The 22,174-nt window shown below is 75.8% G+C and carries 16 protein-coding genes; 13 read left to right on the forward strand and 3 right to left on the reverse strand.

Annotated features, from left to right (window positions below):
- Nucleotides 1–303 precede the first annotated feature (303 nt).
- The 4 genes from ACZ4YY_RS06550 to ACZ4YY_RS06565 are packed head-to-tail and all read left to right on the forward strand — an operon-like array spanning nt 304 to nt 4,670.
- Nucleotides 304–816 carry a toxin gene (locus ACZ4YY_RS06550; RefSeq protein WP_468284497.1) on the forward strand — a complete coding sequence of 171 codons (513 nt, stop codon included), beginning with the start codon at nt 304–306 and terminating at the stop codon, nt 814–816.
- On the forward strand, nt 813–2,057 hold the full coding sequence (locus tag ACZ4YY_RS06555) for an MAB_1171c family putative transporter (protein WP_468284499.1): 1,245 nt from the start codon (nt 813–815) through the stop codon (nt 2,055–2,057). Before ACZ4YY_RS06550 ends, ACZ4YY_RS06555 begins: the two co-directional genes overlap by 4 nt.
- Nucleotides 2,054–3,229 carry an MAB_1171c family putative transporter gene (locus ACZ4YY_RS06560; RefSeq protein ID WP_468284501.1) on the forward strand — a complete coding sequence of 392 codons (1,176 nt, stop codon included), beginning with the start codon at nt 2,054–2,056 and terminating at the stop codon, nt 3,227–3,229. The genes ACZ4YY_RS06555 and ACZ4YY_RS06560 overlap by 4 nt, the downstream gene beginning before the upstream one ends.
- Before the next feature lie 31 nt (nt 3,230–3,260).
- A complete protein-coding gene (locus ACZ4YY_RS06565) occupies nt 3,261–4,670 on the forward strand; it encodes an FAD-dependent oxidoreductase (RefSeq protein ID WP_468284503.1) in 1,410 nt (469 codons plus the stop codon).
- 584 nt (nt 4,671–5,254) lie between these two features.
- On the opposite strand, the gene ACZ4YY_RS06570 is transcribed toward ACZ4YY_RS06565, so the two are convergent.
- Entirely contained in the window at nt 5,255–6,130 is an 876-nt protein-coding gene (locus ACZ4YY_RS06570) for an SMP-30/gluconolactonase/LRE family protein (RefSeq protein ID WP_468284505.1), read from the reverse strand.
- Nucleotides 6,127–6,900: an IclR family transcriptional regulator gene (locus ACZ4YY_RS06575; RefSeq protein WP_468284507.1), complete on the reverse strand. Its 774-nt coding sequence runs from the start codon at nt 6,898–6,900 to the stop codon at nt 6,127–6,129. The genes ACZ4YY_RS06570 and ACZ4YY_RS06575 overlap by 4 nt, the downstream gene beginning before the upstream one ends.
- Nucleotides 6,901–7,118: 218 nt before the next feature.
- Between ACZ4YY_RS06575 and ACZ4YY_RS06580 the strand changes: the two genes are divergently transcribed.
- A complete protein-coding gene (locus ACZ4YY_RS06580) occupies nt 7,119–7,721 on the forward strand; it encodes a hypothetical protein (protein WP_468284508.1) in 603 nt (200 codons plus the stop codon).
- 35 nt (nt 7,722–7,756) lie between these two features.
- Here ACZ4YY_RS06580 and ACZ4YY_RS06585 read toward each other — a convergent pair whose 3' ends face one another.
- The gene (locus ACZ4YY_RS06585; RefSeq protein ID WP_468284510.1) at nt 7,757–8,629 is read right to left on the reverse strand and encodes an ATP-grasp domain-containing protein; all 873 of its coding nucleotides are present in this window, start codon (nt 8,627–8,629) and stop codon (nt 7,757–7,759) included.
- Nucleotides 8,630–9,227: 598 nt separating this feature from the next.
- Here ACZ4YY_RS06585 and ACZ4YY_RS06590 point away from each other — a divergent pair.
- From ACZ4YY_RS06590 to ACZ4YY_RS06625, 8 genes are all read left to right on the forward strand, one after another.
- Complete coding sequence (locus ACZ4YY_RS06590) at nt 9,228–10,676, forward strand: acyl-CoA synthetase (protein WP_468284512.1); 1,449 nt, start codon at nt 9,228–9,230, stop codon at nt 10,674–10,676.
- Complete coding sequence (locus ACZ4YY_RS06595) at nt 10,673–12,016, forward strand: carboxyl transferase domain-containing protein (RefSeq protein ID WP_468284514.1); 1,344 nt, start codon at nt 10,673–10,675, stop codon at nt 12,014–12,016. The genes ACZ4YY_RS06590 and ACZ4YY_RS06595 overlap by 4 nt, the downstream gene beginning before the upstream one ends.
- A gap of 126 nt (nt 12,017–12,142) precedes the next feature.
- The gene (locus ACZ4YY_RS06600) at nt 12,143–12,487 is read left to right on the forward strand and encodes a CU044_2847 family protein (RefSeq protein WP_468284515.1); all 345 of its coding nucleotides are present in this window, start codon (nt 12,143–12,145) and stop codon (nt 12,485–12,487) included.
- Entirely contained in the window at nt 12,484–14,202 is a 1,719-nt protein-coding gene (locus tag ACZ4YY_RS06605) for a VMAP-C domain-containing protein (RefSeq protein WP_468284517.1), read from the forward strand. Before ACZ4YY_RS06600 ends, ACZ4YY_RS06605 begins: the two co-directional genes overlap by 4 nt.
- Before the next feature lie 81 nt (nt 14,203–14,283).
- On the forward strand, nt 14,284–15,345 hold the full coding sequence (locus ACZ4YY_RS06610; protein WP_468284519.1) for an AAA family ATPase: 1,062 nt from the start codon (nt 14,284–14,286) through the stop codon (nt 15,343–15,345).
- Nucleotides 15,335–19,360 carry an SAV_2336 N-terminal domain-related protein gene (locus tag ACZ4YY_RS06615; RefSeq protein WP_468284521.1) on the forward strand — a complete coding sequence of 1,342 codons (4,026 nt, stop codon included), beginning with the start codon at nt 15,335–15,337 and terminating at the stop codon, nt 19,358–19,360. The genes ACZ4YY_RS06610 and ACZ4YY_RS06615 overlap by 11 nt, the downstream gene beginning before the upstream one ends.
- A 163-nt stretch (nt 19,361–19,523) precedes the next feature.
- The gene (locus ACZ4YY_RS06620; RefSeq protein ID WP_468284523.1) at nt 19,524–20,630 is read left to right on the forward strand and encodes a rod shape-determining protein; all 1,107 of its coding nucleotides are present in this window, start codon (nt 19,524–19,526) and stop codon (nt 20,628–20,630) included.
- A gap of 448 nt (nt 20,631–21,078) precedes the next feature.
- The gene (locus ACZ4YY_RS06625; protein ID WP_468284524.1) at nt 21,079–22,137 is read left to right on the forward strand and encodes a glycoside hydrolase family 5 protein; all 1,059 of its coding nucleotides are present in this window, start codon (nt 21,079–21,081) and stop codon (nt 22,135–22,137) included.
- Nucleotides 22,138–22,174: the final 37 nt, after the last annotated feature.

Consider the following 22,174-nt stretch of genomic DNA (forward strand, 5'->3'; position numbering starts at 1 on the left):
TCGGCCGGCGGAGCCGACAAAGGCTGGATTTCGCAGGCGTTCTTCACCATCTGCGCACCGGGGGCGTCCCCGGGTGGGGAGCGTGCGGCGTCGGTGGGCGGCGTGCGGGGGGCGGCGTCGCACGGGTCGGCGCGGGGCCGGGGCTTTTCGGCCACCTCCTCTCCGGTCGCACCGCCCGTTCGCCCGTTACACCCGATTCCCACCCGGCGGCCCCCTCCGGTGCGGCGGGCGAAAGGTAGCTGAGGCGACGGAGGTCTTGGCATATTGCACGGATCGAACACCCGCGCAGCCACGGGGAGAACCGTGCGTACGAACAGGGAGATGCGTCGCCTCGCCGACACTCTCATCGCCCCCATCCGGGTGCCGGTCCCCGCGGATCCCGAGGTCCTGTTCGACGCGGTCGTCGAGGCGGCCGCCCGGTGGCGGGGCCGCGAGATCGTGGTCCACCGGGCGGTGTTCCCGCCGCACACCGCCAGCGGGCTCTGGCTGGAGCGCGACACGCACGACGACGTCGTGATCGACCAGCGGGCCGCCGTGTGGCACCAGATCGTGATCTTCTGCCACGAGGTGTGGCACATGCACCAGCGGCAGGCGCACGCCGGCCCACCGCCCGACGGCCGGGCCGTCGCCGCCCGCACCGACTTCACCCTTACCGACGAGCAGGAGGCCGACCGCTTCGGCATGCTGATGGGCCGTCGGCTGCGCACCTGGCTGGAGGCCTCCGCCGGCTCCGTGTACGCGGACCGGGGCGACGACACCCAGGACCTCGCCGGACGCATCGGCGCCGCGCTCAACTACCGCGGGATCCGCAGATGAGCGGTCTGCCCCACTACGTCAGCGCCGGCGTCCTCGGACTCGGCCTGGTGGTCAAGGCCCCCGACCTGCTGCGGCACCGCCGCGACCCCTACCTGCTCGCCCTGTGCGCGGTGCTGGGCCTGGCCGGCCTCTGCTTCCTCCTCGGCGCCCCGCCCACGGTCGGCGCGGTCAACCACCTCAGCGGCGTGCCCAACCTCGCCGCGCCCCTGACGTACGTGGCGATCACCGTGTACGGCGCGGCCTCGCAGGTGCTGATCGTCCACTGGCGGGGCGGGGAGCGGGTCTCCCGCACGGCACGGCGGTGGGGCCTCGCGTACGCCTGCGTCGTCCTCGGCATCGCGACGATGTTCGTGCTGGGCGAGACACCGGTGGAGCGCCGCACCGACTTCGACACCTACTACGCGAGCACGCCGTTCGCCCGCGAGATGATCCTCCTCTACCTGGCCGGGTACCTCGCCGCCACGGGCGTCTCCACGGTGTCGGCCCTGCGCTGGGCCCGCCGGGTGGACGGCTGGCTGCGGGCCGGACTGACCACCCTGGGCCTGGGCACCCTGTGCGGGGTCGCCTACGGCGTGGCCAAGCTCGTCGCCATGACCGCCCGCTGGTGCGGCCGCGACTGGCCGGTGCTGGTGACGGACGTCGCCCCGGCGGCGGCCGGACTGGGCGCGCTGACGACGGTCGTCGGCATCCTGATCCCGCTCGCCGGTCCCCGGCTGACCGAGTACCGGCACACCTGGCGCGCCTACGTCCGGCTGGCGCCGCTGGAGCGCGAGCTGGACGACGTCCTCACCCGCCGCCGGCTGCGGCTGCCCCGCCCGCGCTGGGCCTCGCCCGCGACGCTGCTGGTGTGGCGCCGCACCACCATCCACAACGCGCTCACCCACCTCGACGCCTACGTCGACCCGGAGCTGTTCGACGCCGTGCTGCGCGCCGAGCTGGCGGAGACGGGGGATGCGCGGCGGGCCGCCGGCACGGCGTGGGCGGCGGTCGTCGTGGCGGCCGTCCGGCGGGAGGCCGCCGAGGACGGCGCGCCGCCGGCCGGGGGCGGCCGGCTCCCGGACCGGACGGCCGACCCGGAGGCCCTCGTCCGCGTCGCCGACGCCCTCGCCCGCTCGCCGCGCGTCCGCGACGCCGCGGTCCGCGCGGGGCGGGCGCTCTCCGTGCCGGTGGGGGCGGACGCGGCGCCGGTCGACCTGCCCGCCGCCGACGCGGTGACGGCCGAACGGAGTCCGCGCGCATGAGTCTCGTCGTGTACCTGGCCGGCGCCGTCCTCGCGCTGTCCGCCGCCGTGCTGCTGCGCCGGCCGCGCACCGCCCTGCGCAACCCGCTGACCGTCTCCACCTGCGCGGCCATCACGCTCGGCGCGCTCGTCTTCTGCTGCTCGGCGCCGGTGACGCTGGCCGCCGTCAACGAGCTCACCGGCGTACCCAACTTCGGCGCGCCGCTGACGTACGGCATGCTCACCGCGTACAGCTGCTCGCTGCTGATCCTGCTGGCGCACTGGCGGGGCGGGCCGCGCGAGCGGGTACGGCGGCTGGTGCTGCGCAGCATCGCCGCGTACGGGCCGCTGATCGTGGCCGTCGTGGTGCTGTTCGCGCTCGCCGACGCCCACACCGAGCGGCTCACCGACCTCGACACGTACTACGCGAACACGCCGTACATGCGCGAGATGATCGTGCTCTACCTGCTCGGGCACAGCGCGGCGATGGTGGCCATGTCGACGGTGTGCCTGAAGTGGGCGCGGGAGGTCACCGGGTTGCTCAGGACCGGTCTGCGGCTCATCCTCGCCGGTGCGCTGCTGGACCTGGTCGGCTTCCAGTTCACCAAGTACACGGCCGTCGTGGCCCGTTGGGCGGGACACGACCTGGACTTCCTGTCCACGACCGTCGCCCCGCCGCTGGCCTCGCTCGGCGCGCTGATGTGTTCCGCCGGGTTCGTGCTGCCGAGGCTGCTGCCGGCGGCCGTGGCGCACGGGCGGGGACTGCGCGACCACCGCAGGCTCGCCCCGCTGTGGTCGCGGGTCCGGTTCGCGTCGGTGGCGCCCAAGCCGCCCCTGTCCTGGTGGCGGCTGCCCGAGGAACGGCTGCACTGGCGTGAGGTCGCCATCCACGACGCGCTGCTCGCACTCGCCCCGTACTTCGACGACCGGGTCCGGGAGCGGGCGCTCGCGGCGGCGCTCGCCGAGGGCTGCCCCGCGCACCGGGCACGGGTCGCGGCGGAGGCCGCCATGCTCGACGCGGCGGCACGGCGGGCCGCCGCGGGCGAGGCACCTTTCGAGACACCGAGCACGTACCGGCTGCACGCCACGCAGGTGTCCGGGACCGGAGGGCTGGTGGAGTTGGCGCAGGCCTTGGCCCGAACTCCCGCCCCGGACACGCAGCGTGAAGGTACGGTGAAGGCCTTTCATGGCTGAAGGCTTTCCATGGCCGAGTACGAGGAGCCCCATGTCGCGTAGAGCTGTCGTCATCGGTGCCGGTCTGGCCGGCATGCTGGCCGCGGCGGCCTTGTCCACCGTCGTGGACGAAGTGGTCGTCCTGGAGCGCGACGAGTTGCCCGACGGGCCGGAGCACCGCAGGGGGCTGCCCCAGGGGCGCCACGCCCATCTCCTCATGGCCGGCGGTCTCGCCGCGATGGAGGACCTGGTGCCCGGCGTGGGCATGCGGGCGCATCTGCTCGCGGCCGGCGCCCGGGAGATATCGATCAGCTCGGGGATGCTCGCCCTCACCCCCGAGGGCTGGTTCCGGCGCTTCCGCCACGCGGGCCCGCACATGATGACCTGCAGCCGGGCGCTGCTGGACTGGGCGGTGCGGGACGCGGTGCTGGCGCACACGGGGGTGAAGGTCCGCCAGGGCCGGGTGCTCGGCCTGACGGGCGGGGCGGGGCGGGTCGAGGGGGTACGGGTGGCACCGGCCGAGGGCGGGGAGGAGGAACTCGCCGCGGACTTCGTGGTCGACGCGGGCGGGCGCGGCTCACGGGTCGTCCACTGGCTCGCGGAGCTCGGGGTGTCGGACGTCCGCGAGAAGACGATCGACGCGGGTCTGGTCAACGCCACCCGCGTCTACCGCACACCCGCGGGCGCGGAGGACTTCCCGCTGACGATCGTGCAGGCCAACCCCTACCAGTCCCGGCCGGGCCGCAGCGGCATGGTCCTGCCCATCGAGGACGGCCGCTGGATGGTGAGCCTCGCCGGCACGCGCGGCGGCGGCGAGCCGCCGTCCGACCCGGACGGTTTCCTGCGGTACACCCTCGACCTGCCCGACCCGATCGTGGGCCGGCTGATCTCGGGCGCCGAGCCGCTCACCGACGTCCACGTCAGCCGCAGCACCAGCAACCACCGGCGGTACCTGGAGCGGACCCGGCGCTGGCCGGAACGGTTCGTCGTCCTCGGGGACGCGCTGGCCACGTTCAACCCGGCCTACGGGCAGGGGATGTCGGTGGCGGCGCTCGGCGCGCAGGTGCTGAGCCGGGAGCTGCGCGCGGGCGGGCCCGGGGCGGAGGGGCTCGCCCGACGGGTGCAGCGGGGGGCCGCTCGGTCGGTCGAGGCGGCCTGGACGATGGCGGTCAGCCAGGACGTGTGGTTCCCCGAGACCCGGGGCGGGGCGCCCGGGCTCGCGGACCGGCTGGTCACCCGGTACACGCGCCGGATGATCCGGACGGCGACGGCGTCGTACGGGGCGGCGTCGGCGGTCTGGGACGTCACGAGTCTCACGGCGGGGCCGACGCGTCTGCTGCGGCCCTCGGCGATTCTGGCCACGCTGAGCGGACCGCCCCTTCCCGCGGCTGCGGGCCCGCCGCTGACGGCGGAGGAACGGAAGGTCCTGCGAGACCTGGACCGGACGGTGGGGGTCGGCTGAGCGGCCTTCGCCCGACGGGCGGGCCCGAGGCCGCGTCCGGTCGGTAGCGGTCTTCGCCCGACGGGCGGGCCCGAGGGCGCGGCCGGTCGGATGAGGCTTCTTCCCTCGCAGGGCGGGCCGACGGGTGGGCCCGGGCCGCGGCCGGTCGGAGGAGCGGGCCTCGCTCAAGGGGTGGGCCGGGGGCGCGGGCCGGGGCCGCGGGCCTCGCCCGACGGGCGGGTTGGGGGCGCGGCCCTCGCCCGACGGGCCGGCCGACGGGTGGGCCGGGGCGCGGCTGAGGCGGGTGGGGCGCGGGGCGCGGCGCCGCCGGGTGCCGCTGCGCCCACCCGTGCCGCCTCAGCGGCACGACCGCCCACGGCCGGTCAGCCGGCGGCGTCCGGTGCGTGCGATCGCAAGGCGCCGGAAGCTCCTCGTAGCGGAGCCACCCGGCCCCTCGGCGACGCGGCGAGCCGCGTGCCGGACGCCACGAGCCGGGCGCCGCGAGCCGGGCGCCGCGAGCCGGGCTCCCTTTCTGCCGAGCGGGCCTTCCGTCGCAGCTTCTCCTAGACGGCCGTGTGGCCCGGTTGCCGCGGGCCCCCGCCCCCTCAGCCCGCGAACGCCGGCTGGGGGACGCCCTGGCCCGCGTCGGGGACCACCAGCAGGGAGCCCGCCACCGGATGCGGGGCCGCCAGGCCCACCCGGGCCGTCGTGACGTACAGGTCCCGCAGCCCTGCCCCGCCGAACGCGCAGGCCGTGACCCGGGGAGTGGGAAGCTCGATCACCCGGTCCAGCACCCCCTCGGGGGTGTACCGCCGCACCGCTCCGCCGTCCCACAGCGCCACCCACACACACCCGTCGGCGTCGACGGTCAGACCGTCCGGGAACCCCGCACCCTCCTCGATCTCCACGAAGGGACGCCGCCCGGCGATCGCGCCCGACTCCGGCGCGTGGTCGAAGACGTCGACACGGCGTGTCGGGGAGTCGATGTAGTACATGAGCCGGCCGTCCGGGCTCCAGCCCGTCCCGTTGCTCACCGCCACGTCGTCCAGGACGACCTCGACGGAGCCCTCCCCGGTGAGGCGGGAGAGCGTCCCGCCGCCCGGCGCCTCGTCGTAGCGCATGGTGCCGGCCCACAGGGAGCCGTCGGGTGCGACGGCGGCGTCGTTGGCGCGGCGGCCGGGCACGGGCTCGTGGTGGAGCCAGCGGAACCCCTCGCCGTCCGCGTCCAGCAGCCCCACCCCGTCGCGCAGGTTCAGCACCAGCCCGCCGCCCGCCCGGGGCTTGGCGGCGCCCACGTGCTGGTCGGTGACCCGGACCGTGCGCCGTCCGGTGGAGGGGTCGTAGCCGTGCAGCCGGGAGCCCAGGATGTCGAGCCAGAGGAGCCGGCCGCCGGCCGGGTCCCAGGTGGGCCCCTCCCCCAGCGTCGCCTCGGCGCGGACGGCCACCTCGTACGAGGTAGTCGTCGTGAAGCCTGCCGTCATGCCACGCTCCGGTAGCCCAGCAGCTCGGACAGCTCGGCCGCGCCCTTCGCGGCGAGCTGCTCCAGCTCGGCGCGACGCTCGTCGCTCCAGCGGATCATGGGTACCGAGATGGACAGGGCGGCGACGACCTGCCCCGTGCGGTCGCGGACCGGGGCCGCCACACAACTGACGTCCGGATTGGACTCGCGGTTCTCGACCGCTACGCCACGCTCCCGGATCTCCGCCAGGGCCTGGCGCAGGGCGGACGGTTCGGTGATGCTGTTCGGGGTCATCCGGACGAGGTCCGCGTCTTCGGGGATCCGCGCGGTCAGCTCCGCATCGGGCAGGGAAGCCAGCAGCATCTTGCCGACGGAGGTGCAGTGGGCGGGCAGCCGGCGGCCGGCGGCGGACACCATGCGGACCGCGTGCGTGGAGTCGACCTTGGCGATGTAGATGACGTCCGTGCCCTCCAGGATGGCCACGTGCACCGTCTCGTCGCAGGTCTCGGCGACGGTCCGGGCGACCTGCTGGCCCTCGGCGGCCAGGTCGAGATGCTCGGCGTAGCGGCTGCCGAGCTGGTACGGCCGTACGCCGAGGCGGTAGCGTCCGGGCTGACCGGGGACGGCAACGATGTAGGACCGGGCGGCGAGCGTGGTCACCAGCTCGTGCACGGTGGTGCGCGGCAGCTGGAGCCTGCGCACGATGTCGGGGGCGGAGAGCGTGCCGTCCCCGTCGAGGAAGAGCTCGAGAATGTCGAGAGCCCGGGTCACGGCAGGTACGAGTCGTCCCACGACCGGCCCCCTCCCTTGATCGTCTCAGGTGCCTGTGTTCGATATTTCAACAGGCGATCGGCATGACGAACACAGGCTGACACAGAGCGACGCGCCGGGCAATGGGCGTGATGTGTAAGGAGGCGACAAAGAGCGTCCTGCGCGCGGAGGCGGACCATGGGCGTCATGCGCGCGGACGGTCCCGGCGGACCGCGCCCCCGCCCCAGCGGTGGGCGACCATGGAGCGCATGCCGTCCGAGAAGCGCCCCGCCGGCCCGTTCACCCCCTACGACTTCCAACTGGTCCTGCTGCGTCGCATGGCCGACCACAACCCGGACCTGGTCGACGAGGCCCGTCGCACACTGGGCGCCTCCCCCGCCGACATGCGGGAGGCCAACCGGCGCTGGCAGGCGATGGTCCGTGCACCCCGCGGGCGGGGTGCCCTCGCCCGGCATCGCTCGGTCCTCGGCGAGCCCGAGGCGCGGACCCCGCGCCGCGTGGGCGAGCTGGACTGCGAGGCCTGGCTCTGGCCGCTCCCCCTCTGGCCCGACCTGCGCTTCGAGGTCATGGTCGGCGACGGGGGCGCGGTCTGGAACGAGTGGCTGGTCCGCGCCCCGGGCGCCGAGGGCCCCGCACTGCGGACCGTCGAGGACCTCGTCCCCTGGTCCTGCACGGTCGACGAGGCCGCCCGCGCCTTCGCCCCGGCCCGCCCCCTCCAGGGCACCGCCCCCACCCGCTGGGGTCTCGCCTTCACGGCTCCGGACACGGACGGCGTGCGGCACGAGGTGGCCGCCGAGTTCACCTGGGGCCTGCTGCAACGGGTGGCGACCGCCGACCGCTGATGCCCACCCGCGCGGCCCGCACGACCACCCCGACGTCAGCCCCCGGCAGCCCGCACGACCGCTTCGACCACGCCCGTCACCGAGCCGGGGTGCAGCCACAGGAACAGGTTCGGTTCGACCAGTTCCAGTTCCATCAGGCGCGGCTCGCCGTCCTCCCCGTCCACCAGGTCCACGCGCGCGTACAGCAGATCGGGCGCTCCCGGTACGGCGGCCAGGGCACGCTCGGCGAGGTCGAGTTCCGCCGGGGTCGGCGTCCAGCGCTCCAGGTCGGGGTGGGCGACCTTGTCGGCGTCGTAGGCCGTGCCCGGGGCGAGGACCGCGCGCTTGCGGCTGGCGTGCAGGAGCCGGCCGCCGAAGAACTGCACCGCCCGCTCACCGCTGACGTCGATGCCGGCGACGTACGGCTGCACCATCGCGGTCAGCCCCTCCTCGTGCATCCGCGCGAGATGCCGAACGGCGGTGTCGTGGTCGTCGGGCGTGTAGCGGGCGGCGAAGCGGGCGCCCGCGCCGGTGGTCGGCTTGACGACGTACTCGTGGTCGTCGGGAAGGCTCGCGGGGTCGCCGGGCGCGACATAGCGGGTCGGCACGACCGGCACGCCGGCGTCGGCGAGGTCCCCGAGGTAGCGCTTGTCGGTGTTCCAGCGCAGGACGTCGACGGGGTTCGCGAGCCGCGTGACCGCCCCCGCCTTCCGCACCCAGGCGAGGAACTCCGCGGCCCGCCAGCTGTAGTCCCAGGTGGACCGGACGACGGCCAGGTCGAAGGCGGCCCAGTCGGCCGAGGGGTCGTCCCAGGCCACGGCGACGGCCTGCGCGCCCGCCTCCCGCAGGGCCTGCACCAGCACCGGCAGATCCCGGTCGTGGTTCGGCTCGGCTCCGGGGTCGTACGTGACGAGGGCGATGCGGGGCACGACGGGTGACCTCCTCGGACGGTTGTGCGGTCTGCGCAACCTATCCGGCGGCCTCTCGGCCGTGGCAACGGGCCTTCACGGTCGGTGAAGCCCCGGCGTCGACGACGGAAGTGGCTCCGCGCCGGGCGTCGCCGTCGCCGGCGGCCTCGTCGCCGACGCCGGTCCGGCTCCGCGCCTCCCCGGCCGGGCGACCGGTCCCCGCTCTGCCCGGACGCTGCGCCGGCGGGCGTCCCGCAGGAGCGGACTCGGCGGCTGCCGTCCGACGGACGGGAGCCGGAGACGGCGGTGCGCGACCTGGCCGATACGGCAGGCGCCCGACAGACGGGATCCTGAAACGGCCGTGCGCGACCTGGCCGATACGGCAGGCGCCCGACAGACGGGATCCGGAGACGGCCGTGCGCGACCTGGCCGCCGCCGCGAACGACGCGGGCGGGCCGGACGACGTCAGCTGTGTGGGGGCGACCTGGTGGAGGCGACCGCCTTCAACCCGGCGGCACTCGCCGTCGGCGTGACGGCGATCGGCCGGCGGCCTGCCCGATCGCGCTCCCCCTGGGGTAGGAAGGGTCGTGTCCGTGCCACCGCATCCAAGGAGACCCGTGTGACCTCCCTCTTCCCTGCCCTGACGGGCGACCCGGGTGAGCAGGCGGCCCTGCGCTTCGGTGACCGGTCCCTGACCTACGCCGAACTGGCGGCGGCGGCCGACGCCGTCGGTGAACGGCTGGCGGGGGCCCGCCGGGTCGCCGTGTGGGCGACGCCGTCGCTGGAGACCGCCGTCGCCGTCGTCGGGGTGCTGCGCGCCGGGGCGGCGGCCGTGCCGCTCAACCCGAAGTCGGGCGAGAAGGAGCTCGGGCACATCCTGTCCGACAGCGCGCCCGCCCTGGTCCTCACCGCGCCGGGCGAGGAACTGCCGCCGGCCGTGGGCGGGCTGCCGCGCGTCGACGTCGACGTGGAAGCGCGCGCCGGCGGCCCGAAGCCCGGCCCGCACGCCTCCGACGAGGATCCCGCCCTGGTCGTGTACACCTCCGGCACGACCGGCCCGCCCAAGGGGGCCGTCCTGCCGCGCCGGGCGATCGCCGCGACCCTGGACGCGCTCGCCGACGCCTGGCAGTGGACCGGCGAGGACGTCCTGGTGCACGCACTGCCCCTGTTCCATGTGCACGGACTGGTGCTGGGCGTGCTGGGCCCGCTGCGGCGCGGCGGGGCCGTACGGCACCTGGGCCGGTTCTCCACCGAGGGCGTGGCGCGCGAGCTGAACTCCGGGGCGACCATGCTGTTCGGGGTGCCGACGATGTACCACCGCGTCGCAGAGGCGCTGCCCGCCGAACCCGAGCTGGTCGAGGCGCTGGCCGGGGCACGGCTGCTGGTGTCGGGGTCGGCCGCGCTGCCGGTGCACGACCACGAGCGGATCACGGCGGCGACCGGACGGCGGGTGATCGAGCGGTACGGCATGACGGAGACGCTGATGAACACCAGCGTCCGCGCCGACGGGGAGGCCCGCGCGGGCACGGTGGGCGTGCCGCTGCCCGGGGTGGAGCTGCGGCTCGTGGAGGACGACGGGTCGCCGGTGGCGTCGTACGACGGGGAGACGGTGGGCGAGATCCAGGTGCGCGGGGCGAACCTGTTCACCGAGTACCTGAACCGGCCGGAGGCGACGGCGGCGGCCTTCACCGCCGACGGCTGGTTCCGCACCGGCGACATGGCGGTGCGCGACCCGGACGGGTACGTGCGGATCGTGGGGCGCAGGGCGACCGACCTGATCAAGAGCGGCGGCTACAAGATCGGCGCGGGTGAGATCGAGAACGCGCTGCTGGAGCATCCGGGGGTGCGGGAGGCCGCCGTCACCGGGGAGGCGGACGCCGACCTCGGGGAGCGGATCGTGGCGTGGGTGGTGCCGGCCGATCCCGCCTCGCCTCCCGACGGGGGCGCGTTGGCCGAGCACGTGGCGCGGCGGCTCGCCCCGCACAAGCGGCCCCGTGTGGTGCGTTACCTCGACGCGCTGCCCCGCAACGACATGGGGAAGATCATGAAGCGGGCGCTGACCTCGTGAGCGGGCCCGTGCGCAGCGGGGCGCGGGAGGTCCTCGCCCTCGTCTGCGACCCGTCGACCTTCACCGAACTCGCGCACGTGGACCCGGAGTCGGCGCCGGACGGGCCGCTGGGCTGGCCGGGGTACGGCGCCTCGCGCGCCCGTGCGGCCGAGCGGACCGGGGAGGCCGAGTCGGTCGTCTGCGGCACCGCGCGCGTCGAGGGCACCCGGGCCGTGCTGATCGCGTTCGAGTTCGGCTTCCTGGGGGGTTCGCTGGGCGAGCGGACCGGGGACCGGCTGGAGGCGGCGTACGGGTACGCCCGTGCCCACCGGCTGCCCGTGGTGCCGTTGGTGGCCACCGGTGGCAGCCGGATGCAGGAGGGGATGCTCGCCCTCACCCAGCTCCAGCGGGTGGCACGGCAGTCGGCACTCACCCGGGAGGCGGGGCTGGCGCAGATCGCCGTCCTGCGCGACCCCACGACGGGCGGCGGCTGGGCCACGCTTGGCGCGGGCGCCGACGTGGTCCTCGCGCTGCCGGGCGCCCAGGTCGGCTTCGCCGGGTCGCGGGTGCGGCCGCCGGACGCCGACCCGGCCGCGTACACGGCGGAGGCGCAGGTGGCGGCGGGTTCGGCGGACGCGGTCGTGCGTCCGCGGGAGCTGCGGGCGACGCTGGGGCTGTGGCTGCGGCTGCTGACCCGGCCGTCGCGGGCGCCGGCGCCGGTGCCCGCGCCACTCGGGGCGACGGACCTGCCGGCCTCCGGCTGGGACGCCGTCCGACGCGCCCGCTCCCCGGAACGGCCGCGCGCCGCACGCTACCTGGACGCCTACTTCACCCGCCGGCTGGCCGTCGTCGGTGACCGCTGCGGCGGTGCCGACCCGGACGGCATGCTGTGCGGCTTCGGCGAACACGGGGGCCGTACGGTCGCCTTCGCCGCGCAGACCGGGACGGCGACCCGGCCCGCCGGGTACCGCACGGCGACCCGGCTGATCCGGCTCGCGGACCGGCTCGGCATCCCGGTGCTGACCCTGGTGGACACCCCGGGCGCCGCCAACGACGCCGAGGCGGAACGGCAGGGGGCGGGCGCGGCGATCGCGGAGCTGTTCGGCGCGGTCGCCACCGCCCGGACGCCCCTCACCACGCTGGTCGTCGGCGAGGGCGGCTCGGGCGGCGCGCTGGCCCTGGCCGCACCGGGCCGCACCTGGGCCACCCCCGACAGCTACTTCTCCGTCATCGCTCCGGAGTCGGCCGCCGCGATCCTCAAGCGCCCCCCGGCTCAGGTGGAGGCGACGGCGGATCAACTCCGCATCCGTCCCCAGGACTTGGCGGAGCTGGGGGTGGTCCGGACGGACGACGGTCCCTGACGGCGCCCACGGCCCGTGGCGGGTTTTGATCGGCCCGGCGGCCGGCCGGCGGAGATCACACGACAACCCCGAGCACCGTCCGTAACAATGGGGGCGCACAGAGCCGCAGAGGGGTACGGGGGCGCCATGGCAGGAGTGGTGGAGTTCACGACGGTCGACGGGGCCGTGGTGTCCGTCGAGGCCGTCGAGGAGCAGCGGCCCGGGTCCCGGCTGGTGGCCCGTGGCGACGGCACCGTTCAGGCGGCCCGCACCTTCGAGGGCGCCCTGGACGGTGTGCGCTCGGCGGCGGAGTCCGCGCTCCGCGTCTTCCGGGACGGCACGCTGCGGCCCGACGGCGTGGAGATCGAGTTCGGCGTGAAGCTCGGCGCCGAGACGGGTGCCGTGATCGCCAAGGGGACGGCGGAGGGGCACCTGGTGGTGCGGCTCACGTGGTCGCCGTCCCCCGGTGGGGAGGCCGGCACCGCCTCATGAAGAGCGCCGAGTGGCACGCCCGGATCGAGTGCGCCGGACAGGTCGTCGGAGCGGGTTTCCTCGTCACCCCGCGTACCGTCCTGACCTGCGCGCACGTCGTGCACGAGAGCCCGGCCGGCACGTTGGCGGTCAGCTTCACCGAGCGCCCCGGCACCGCTCCCGTGCCGGCCCGGGTCGTCGTCGAGGGCGGCTGGGGCGGCCGCGCCACCGACCTCGGCGACCTCGCCGTCCTGGAACTGGCCGAGGAGGTCGGGATCACGCCGGCCGCGCTCGCGCCCGTCGGCGCCGCGCACCCGCCGCGCGGCGGACGCCCCCGCAAACTCGTGGCCTACGGCTTCCCGTTCGGCTTCGACGAGGGCACGCTCGCCGAATGCCGCGTCACCGCGCCCCAGTTGATCAGCGGGGAGTGGATCCAGCTGGAGGCCTGGCAGCCCGACGGGCGCTCGCTGGCGCCCGGCTTCAGCGGCGCCGCCGTCACCCTCGTCGACACCGGCGAGGTCGTCGGCATGGTCACGGCGGACGGCGGTGCGGACGGAGTGCGCAACGGGCGGATGATGCCCACCGAGGTCATGGCCCGCTACTGGCCCGGTCTCCTGACGCTCGTGCCCACCTCCGACCACCGCACCGCCGACCGCGCCCGGCTGCGCGAACTGGTCGAACGGGCCGTCCGCGGCGGCGTGGACTGCGACGCCGTACGGCTCGAACAGCTCGTGCGGGACGCCGCCGGACCGTTCGGGCCGGAGCCGCCCGACGAGGGCTTCGACTCGCTGCGCTCGGCCGCCCTGTTCGTGCTGAGCGAGATCGACGGCGAGGACGCGCCCGCCGCCGTCGCCCGTTTCACCGCGCACGTGGAGGCGCTGCTCCGGCCGCCCGCCGAGCCGTCCGCCGTGCCCGACTGGGCGCCCATCCTCGTGGACCTCCAGCACAGCGGCGCCGGCGACGGGCAGGTCCGGGTGGAGGTGTCCGCGTACAGCGGCGGCCGGCGGCACCCGGTCGGCTCCGACACCGTTCCGCGGGCCCGGCTGCACGCCTATGTGCAGGACCGGATCGAGGCCGCCTTCGGCTGTCTGACGCCCGGTTCCGACGAGTTGATCGCGTTCGCGCTGCCCCGCGACTGGATCGACCTGCCCGTCGACCGCTGGGCGAGCGCACCCGACGACCACACCCCGCTGGGCTGTGTGTACCCGGTGGTCGTCACCGACCAGGCGCGCCGCAAGGCCAGCACCCGCCATCTGCTGACCCGTGTGTGGAAGCGGCTGGACGGGCTGCCGGGGGCGCGGGTGCAGCGTGTCGAGTGCGGCGGTGTCGAGGACCCCGCCCGGCTGCGGGTGCGGTTGCGCAAGCCCGACGCCTGCCTCGCCGGTTTCGCCACCGCGCCCGCCGCGCCCCGCACCCGCCCCCACTTCGACACCTCGCTCACCGCGCCCGCCCCGCTGGTCGTCTGGTCGCGCGGCGGCTGCGACAGCGGGCCGCACGAGGAGGCGTGCGCGGGCGGTGACGGGTGTGCGGGCAAGTCGTTCCTCGACGAGCTCGACGCGTGCGTGTCCGGCGTCCCGCCCGCCGAACTCCCGCGCCGTGTCCTGGCGTTGCGGGAGGAGGCAGAGGCGGAGGACGACCACTGGGCGCGCGACATCCAGCTGTTGTGGGACGACCCGCGGGTCTTCACCGACCCGCACGCGGGGGCGGGTGCGCACGTCCGCTCCCCCGTGGGCTGAGCGCGCCCCCCGCGCCGCCCGGGCGGGGCCCTCGTCCGCCCCCTGACGCCGAGTCCGCAGAACGGAGACCGGGAACCCCCCATGCCGCACTGGTCCGTCTACACCGGGAACAACGAGCCGCACGACGGCATCGACCGGCTGCCCGCCCCGCCGCCCTGGCGGGCGTTCGACGGCGGGCCCGTCCTGCCCCCGCCGCGGGACGGCGACGACGAGGCGGCCGTCTCGCCGGACCGGGTGCACCGCGCCCGGACGTACGTGGCCACCCCCGAGAGCGTCCAGCTCGTCAACGCCGCGCTGGTCCTGCGCCGTCCGCTGCTGGTCACCGGCCCTCCCGGCACTGGCAAGTCCTCCCTCGCCTACGCGGTGGCGCGTGAGCTGGGGCTGGGGCCGGTGCTGCGCTGGAACGTCACCAGCCGCACCACCCTCGCCGACGGGCTGTACCAGTACGACCCGCTGTCCCGGCTGTACGCGGCACGGCAGGCGGCGTGGCGGGCGGGCGGGAACGCCTCGGAGGGCGGTGCCGACGGTGTCGGGGGTGACGGCGCGGGCGGTGTCGGGGACCACCTCCGGCTCGGTCCCCTCGGCACGGCCCTGCTCCCCTACGAGCGTCCCCGCGTCCTGCTGGTCGACGAGCTCGACAAGAGCGACCTCGACCTGCCCAACGACCTGCTGAACGTCCTCGAGGAGGGCCAGTACGAGATCCCCGAACTGCTGCGCGCGGCCCGCGACCTGGGCGACGCCGCCACCGTCGAGGTCCTCGCGGACGGCACGGACGCGCCGGTCGCCGTCGCCCGGGGCCGGGTGCGCTGCCGGGCCTTCCCGTTCGTGGTCCTCACCAGCAACGGCGAGCGCGAGTTCCCGCCCGCGTTCCTGCGCCGCTGCGTCCGCCTGAAACTGCGCCGCCCCGACCGCGAGCAGCTCGGCGAGATCGTCCGCGCCCACCTCGACACCCCGCCCGGAGAGGCGGACCACCTCATCGAGCGCTTCCTGACCCGCGCCGCCGACGGCGAACTCGCCACCGACCAGCTCCTGAACGCCCTCTACCTCACCGGGGTCGCCGGTCTGGACGCGGAGTCCCGTGACGCCCTGGCGGACGAGCTGATGCCGTACCTGAGCGCATCGGCGGACGGCGATGGCCTCTGAGAGCACCCCGCCCGACGGCGACGGCGTCCCCGCACGGTCCACGGCCGTCGGCCGGCTGGCCGCGCTGCTCACCCAGGTCACGGGAGCCGAGCCGACCCCGCGCGAGCTGGCGGAGGTGCTGTGGCTGGCCGGCCGGTGGGGGGAGGGGGCGGGGCCCGGGAGCGGAGAGCGGGGCCAGGGACGGCCCACGTCGGAGCCGGCCCGGACCCCCGCCACGGCTCCGGCCGAGCCCCTGGGTCCGCCGCTCCTCCCGGAGAGCCCCGACCCGCCCGAACCCCCGGCCCCGCGCCCACCGCCCGCTCCCCCCGCGCGCGTCCCGCTGCGGCTGCCCTCCCCCCACGGTCCGGACGCCGGTCCGGGCTGGGACGGCGGTGGCGCCCCCCTCCTCGCGCCGGCGCCCCCGATGCTCCCCCGCCCGCTGGCCCTCCAGCGCGCCCTGCGCCCGCTGAAGCGCACCGTGCCCTCGGCGCGGGCCCGGCTCCTGGACGAGCGGGCCACCGCCGACCGCATCGCACGGCTGGGCGCCCACCCGGAGGTCTGGCTGCCGGTGCTGCGCCCGGCACGCGACCGCTGGCTGCGTCTCACCCTCGTGCACGACACCGGCCCGACCATGCCGGTCTGGCGACCCCTCGTCCGCGAACTGCACACCGCCGCGGCCCAGTCGGGCATCTTCCACACCGTCACCCTGCACCCGGCCGGGCCCGACGGCCACGCCCGGCACGTACCCGACCCGGCGGACGGCCGGACCGTCGTCCTGGTCGTCAGCGACTGCATGGGCCCGCAGTGGCGCCCCGGTCCGGCGGGCGACCGCTGGTACGCCACCCTGCGGCGCTGGGCGGCCCGGATGTCCCTGGCCGTCGTCCAGCCGCTGCCGGAACGCCTGTGGCCGACCACCGCGCTGCCCGCCGAACCCGGCGTCCTGGCCGCGCGGTCGGCGGCGGCCCCCTCCGCCTCCCTCACCTTCACTCCCTACGACCCCGAGGCGCGGCCCCCGCACCCGGCCGCCGTCGCCCTGCCCGTGCTGGAGCCGGGCGCGCCGTGGCTCGCGCACTGGGCCGCGCTGCTGGCCGCCCCGGCCGGCGGGCGGGCTCCGGGCTCGGCGGCCTGGCTGGCGCCCCGCCCGCCCGAACCGGCGCCGGCCACCGCGTCCCCGGCCGTCCTCCCGGCCGAAGACCTCGTGCTGCGCTTCCGCGCCACCGCCTCCCGGGAGGCCTTCCGGCTCGCCGGGCACCTGGCCCTGGCCGTCCCGTCGGTGCCGGTGATGCGCCTCGTGCACCGCGCGGTGGACCGCGACCCGCGCCCGCAGCACCTCGCCGAGGTCATCCTCAGCGGCATGCTCACCACCGCTCCCGGCCCGCCCGGCACCTACGCCTTCCGCCCCGGCGTCCGCGAGCTGCTCCTGCGCACCCTGCCCCGCACCACCCGCGGCCGCACCCGTGAACTCCTGGACCGCATGGGCGCGTCGATCGACGAGCGGGCAGGCCTCGCGGCGGGCGAGTTCCGGGCCGAGACGGGCGGCGGGCAGGACGCCTTCGCGACGGTGCGGGGGGAGACCGTACGGCGGTTGGGCGGGGTGCCAGAACCGGGCGCCGAGGTGATCGCCGGACGGTACCGCCTCCTCAGACGAACCGGCCCGGCACCCGACGACTGGCTGGCGCAGGACACCCGGGACGACGGCACGACCGTCCTGGTGCGCCTGTATCCGCGGCCGTCGCGGTGGCTGCGCCTCAACTTCGCCCGCATCGCGCACCGGCTCAGCGCGGTCGAGCACCCCGGCATCGCCGCCGTCAGGGCGTTCGGGGAGGACGAGGGCGTCCCCTACCTGGTGCGCGAGTTCGTCGACGGCCAGAGTCTGCCGGGCCGCCTGCGGAATGTGCCGCTCGGACTGCCGCCGGCCGAGCTGACGGCTCTCCTGCCCGGTCTCGCAGCGGCCGTGACCGCCCTGCACGACCAAGGGCAGACGGTCGGCGGGCTGAACGCGTCACAGGTGATCATCTCCCCTCGCGGACCGGTGCTGACCTGCCTCGACGTCGAGCGGTACGGCAGGGGGACCCGTGCGGACGACCTGCGGGACCTGGGCGACCTCGTCCGCACGATGCAGTGGGGGACAGGTGACGCGGCCGTGCGTCAGCCGGCGCTCCCGGGGCTGTCCCTGCCGGAACACCTCGCCGAGGAACTCGACGCCGCCGTGGCGGAGCTGAGGTCGGACGACGCGGACACCCGACGCCGCGGGGCGGACCGGCTGCTGCGCCTGCCCCGGCTCCAGCCCCTCGGCAACCTCGCCCCAGGCGGCCCGCCGGGCGGTGAACGCCCCGGCCGGCGCCCGCGCGTCCCCCGCCCGGACGCCGCCACGGCCCCCGTGCTCCGCTTCGAGACCGACACCGACCTCGCCGCCCTTCCCGCCGCGCGCATCTCCCTCGAGTACGCCGTGCACCAGGTCCTCTCCCGCGGTGATCTCGCCCCCCACCAGTACGAGGTCCAAGTCCGCCCCGACGGCTACCGCGTCCGCATCGCCCCCGACGCCTACCTCCTGCCCGTCCTCGCCGCCGTGCTGCGCTGGCTGCCCGGCCCGCTCGCCGAGCACGCGCGGACGCTGCGGCTGCGCGTGACGTTCGGGGACGCCGTCGCCGAACCACCCACGATCCCGGGTGCCCCCGCCCCGGTCCACGTCCTCGTCCCGCCGGCCCTCTACGCGACCTTCGCCGACAGCTCCGCCGCCTCCGGCCCGCACCGTTTCCACCCGGTGTTCGCCGACGGGCCGGACGCCCCACCCCTCGCCTGGTTCTGCCCGCTGCCTGCACCCCGCGCCGAGGACGGTCAGCGGGACCTGGTGCGCGGGCCGTTCATCACCCGGGACCTCGGGTCGCTCGGCATCCCCGCGCCCGGCCGCACCGCCGTGGTGCACCTGCGGTCCGACGGTCCGCCGACCCTCCTCGACCCCGCCCACCCGGACGGCGGACGTCCGCCCGGGCCGACGACGTACTACGAGGTCGACCTCACCGCACAGCGGGCCACCCACCGGATGTCCCTGCCCAGCTCCGGCCGGGGCGACTTCGCCGCCACCGCCGAGCTGTCCTGGCGGGTCGAGGACCCGGTGGCCTTCGTCCGGTCCGGGACGGTCCGCGTGGCCGAACGCCTCCTCGGCCATCTGCGGGAGACCGCGGCGCGGATCACCCGCGGCCACTCCGCGCGCCGGGCGGCCGGCGCACAGCGCGCGCTCAACGCGCGCACGGGCCGCTGGCCGGTGCCGGGGCTGGCGGTGACGTGCGCGGTGACGCTGGCGCCGGACCACGCCGCGCCGCCCGAGGTGCGCCGGCCCGCGCCGGCCCCGGCCGCCCTCCTCGCGGACGCCGGGACCGTCCTGCTCGGCTTCGACGGTCCGCTGACCCGCCTGTTCACGGCGGCGGCCGCGCGGGAGGCGGCGCTGGAGCTGCTGGCGCTCGCCGCCGAGCACCGCGACCCCGAGGACGCGCTGACGGGCCGTCCGCTGGCCGTCACCGCCGCCCGTGAGTCGGTCGTGCACCCGCTGGACGTGCTGCGCGTCTTCGCCCGCGACCCGCTGGGCCCGCTCCTGCGGGACCGGCTGGACGCGCTGGAACTGCGGGCCGTCCCGAACGCGCCGACCACCCACCACGCGGTGGCCCTGGTGCGGGCGCTGCACGCGTCGGGGCGGCGGGTGGCCGTCGCGACGGACGTGTGCGAGCAGGCCGTCCAGCGCTACCGGGAGCCGTACCGGCTGCCGCTGGACGGCGTCCACGGCCGTGGCCCGGACCTGACGCTCCTCACCCCGCACCCGGACAGCCTGCTGCGCGCCCTGCGCTCCCCCGACGGCACGACGCCCCCCGGCGTCCTCATCGGCTCCTCGGTGGCGGAGCTGACCGCCGCCCGGCAGATCGGTCTGCCCTTCATCGGCCTCGCCCGGAACCCGACCGTCGAGCAGGAGCTGAGGGGGGCGGGCTGCGAGGTGACCGTCCGCTCGCTCACGCCCCTGCTGGAGGCCGCGCGCACCCTGTGACCTCCCCCGGTGCGCACTGCGCGAGGAGACGGGGGCCAGAACCCACGTTCGAGGGCTCCCCCGCCCGGCCCCCTCCAACGGGCATCCGCCCCGCCGTGCCCGCACGATGCGAGGGAGGCCACCGCCCGGCGGCCGTCACGGTCCGCGCTCTCGGGAGGACTCCATGACCGCCAGCCTGGAGCAGCTGCGCCGCTGCCACTTCGCCGTCGACCTGGGCGCGGCGAGGACGCGGGTCTATGTGAAGGGTGCCGGGCTCGTCGTCGACCAGCCGTCCGCCGCCGCCGTGAACACCCGCACCGGCGCGCTGATCGCGGTCGGCGAGTTCGCCGAGAAGATGACCGGCCGCACCCCGCACTACATCCGCGTCGTGCGCCCGGTCTCGGGCGGCACGGTCGTCGACATCGAGATGGCACAGCGCATGCTGCGGCATCTGCTCGGCGACAAGATCCGCCGCCAGCTGCGCCGCAAGCCCTTCCTGCGCGCCGCCGCCTGCACCCCGCACGACGCCGACCCGCTCGCCCAGCGCGCCGCCATCGAGACGCTGGTGGGCCTCGGCGCGCGGCGGGTGGAACTGGTGGACACGCTCATCGCCGCCGCCGTCGGCTGCGGACTGCCCGTGGAACGCCCCGAGGCCACCATGATCATGGTGTGCGGGGCGGCCGCCACGCAGGTCGCCGTGCTGTCCCTGGGCTCGATCGTCACCGCCGAGCGCATCCCCGTGGGCGGCGAGGCCGTGGACCACGCCATCGTGCAACACCTGCGCCACGAACACGAGTTGATGCTGCCCAGCCAGTCCGTACGGCCGCTGCAGCTCGCCCTGTCCGGCAACGGTCTCACCCAGCACGGACCGGCCTCGACCGAGATCCACGGGCGGGACGTCGCCACCGGCCTCGCCCGTTCGGTCCGGGTCGACACCGCCGCCGTGCGGGGCGCGATCGAGACGCCGCTGACCGCGGTGCTCGACGGCATCGGCCGGGTGCTGCGGGACTGCCCACCGGACCTGGTGGCCGACCTCGCCGACCGCGGCATCATGATGGTCGGCGGATCCGCCCTGCTCCCCGGCTTCGACCAGATGCTCCGGGAGGCCACCGGCATGCCGGTCCACATCGCCGAACGCCCCGACATCTGCGCCGCCCAGGGGCTGGGCGCGATGCTGGAGGGCAAGATCGAACCCCTGACCCTGCAACCGATCGCCACGACGGACCGACCGGGGCCGCGCGCGACGTACGACGACACGACCGGCGAACCGGACCGCGACACGGCGACGTGACGGCCCGGGACCGAACCACGACGCGGACGACGGGCCCGACCCGAACCACGACACGGCGACGCGACGGGCCCGGACCGAACCACGACACGGCGACGCGACGGGCCCGACCCGACCGCGGCACGACCTCGCCCCCGCAGGCACAGCCCTCCCCCACACCACCCGCACCCGCGGCGGAATCCGCCCGCAACACCCCTCCGGCGCGGTCCCCCCGCACCCACCTCCGGTGCGGTCCGCCCGCAACCCACCTCCGGCGCTATCCGCCACTCCACGCACCCCGGCGAGCCGCACTGGCCTTCCCGCACCCGGCCGGCGGGCGCCGCCCCCGTCGGAAACCTTGACGATCACCCAGTCGGGTGCCACGATTCCGGCGCCGCGATGTTTACGTAAACATCGGACCAGGAGGTCGGTGGTGTTTGCGTAAACATGAGGATCCCCGAAAGGCCAGGCCATGCGCACAACCCCCTCCGGTACCCGCCGCCGAAGCCACCGTCTCCGAGCCGCCGCCGTGGCGCTCCTGATCGCCGGGGCGGGCACCACCACCCTCGCCGGCAGCCCCGCCCAGGCCGCGCCGAACCTGGACCCCACCCAGTTCAAGGGCGTCAACTGGGCCGACCCGCGGGACAACTTCGCCGACGACCCGGTCGTCCTGTCGGGTCTGTCGCTCTCCGACACCTACGCCCGGACCTACACCAAGGCGAGCCGGGTGATCACGGCGTTCCGCGCCAACCTCGGCGCCAACACCGTCCGCCTGCCGATCAACCCGTACACGGTGAACGGCAGTTACTGGAAGTCGTACCGCGGTGTCATCGACGCGGCGACGGCCAGGGGCTTCAAGGTGATCGTCTCCTACTGGGAGGGCACGGGCCCGCGCAAGGACGGCTTCATCGACGACGAGGCCACCTACTGGCCCATGTGGGACACGGTCGTCAAGGCCTACAGGAACAACGGCAACGTGTACTTCGAGCCGATGAACGAGCCCCACGGCTACACCGACGCCGACTGGGCCGACATCGCCGCGAAGTGGCTCGCCACGTACCCGTCGGTGCCGCGCAACCGCGTGTTCGTCAGCGGCGCCGGCTACAACGACCACGTCACCACCGTCTGCGCCGACCCGCGCCTGAAGGGCACCTACCTCTCCCTGCACCACTACGGGTTCTGGAAGGAGTACGCCACCTACGACCAGTGGGTGGCCGACCTGAAGGTCCGCATCGGCGACTGCGCGAACCGCACCGTCGCGGACGAGTTCGGCGCCCCGATGACCACCGGCCTCGACTACAACAAGCCGGCCCCCGACAACAACTACGTCAACTTCATCCAGGCCGTCACCGACACCTTCCGCGAACTGAAGATGGGCGCGGTGTACTGGCCCGGCCTGCGCACCGACGACACCTACACGCTGCAGAAGCTGGTCGGCGACCCGTCCCGTCCCTGGCTGGCGACGACCAACCGGTCCGGCGCCGACCGTCTCGCCTGGGCGTGGGGGCGCGGCAAGCCGGTCCGTCCCTGAACCCGGACCGGCTCGGGGGCAGCCCGGTCCCGGCGGA

It is taken from the genome of Streptomyces sp. NPDC030143 (assembly GCF_055573695.1).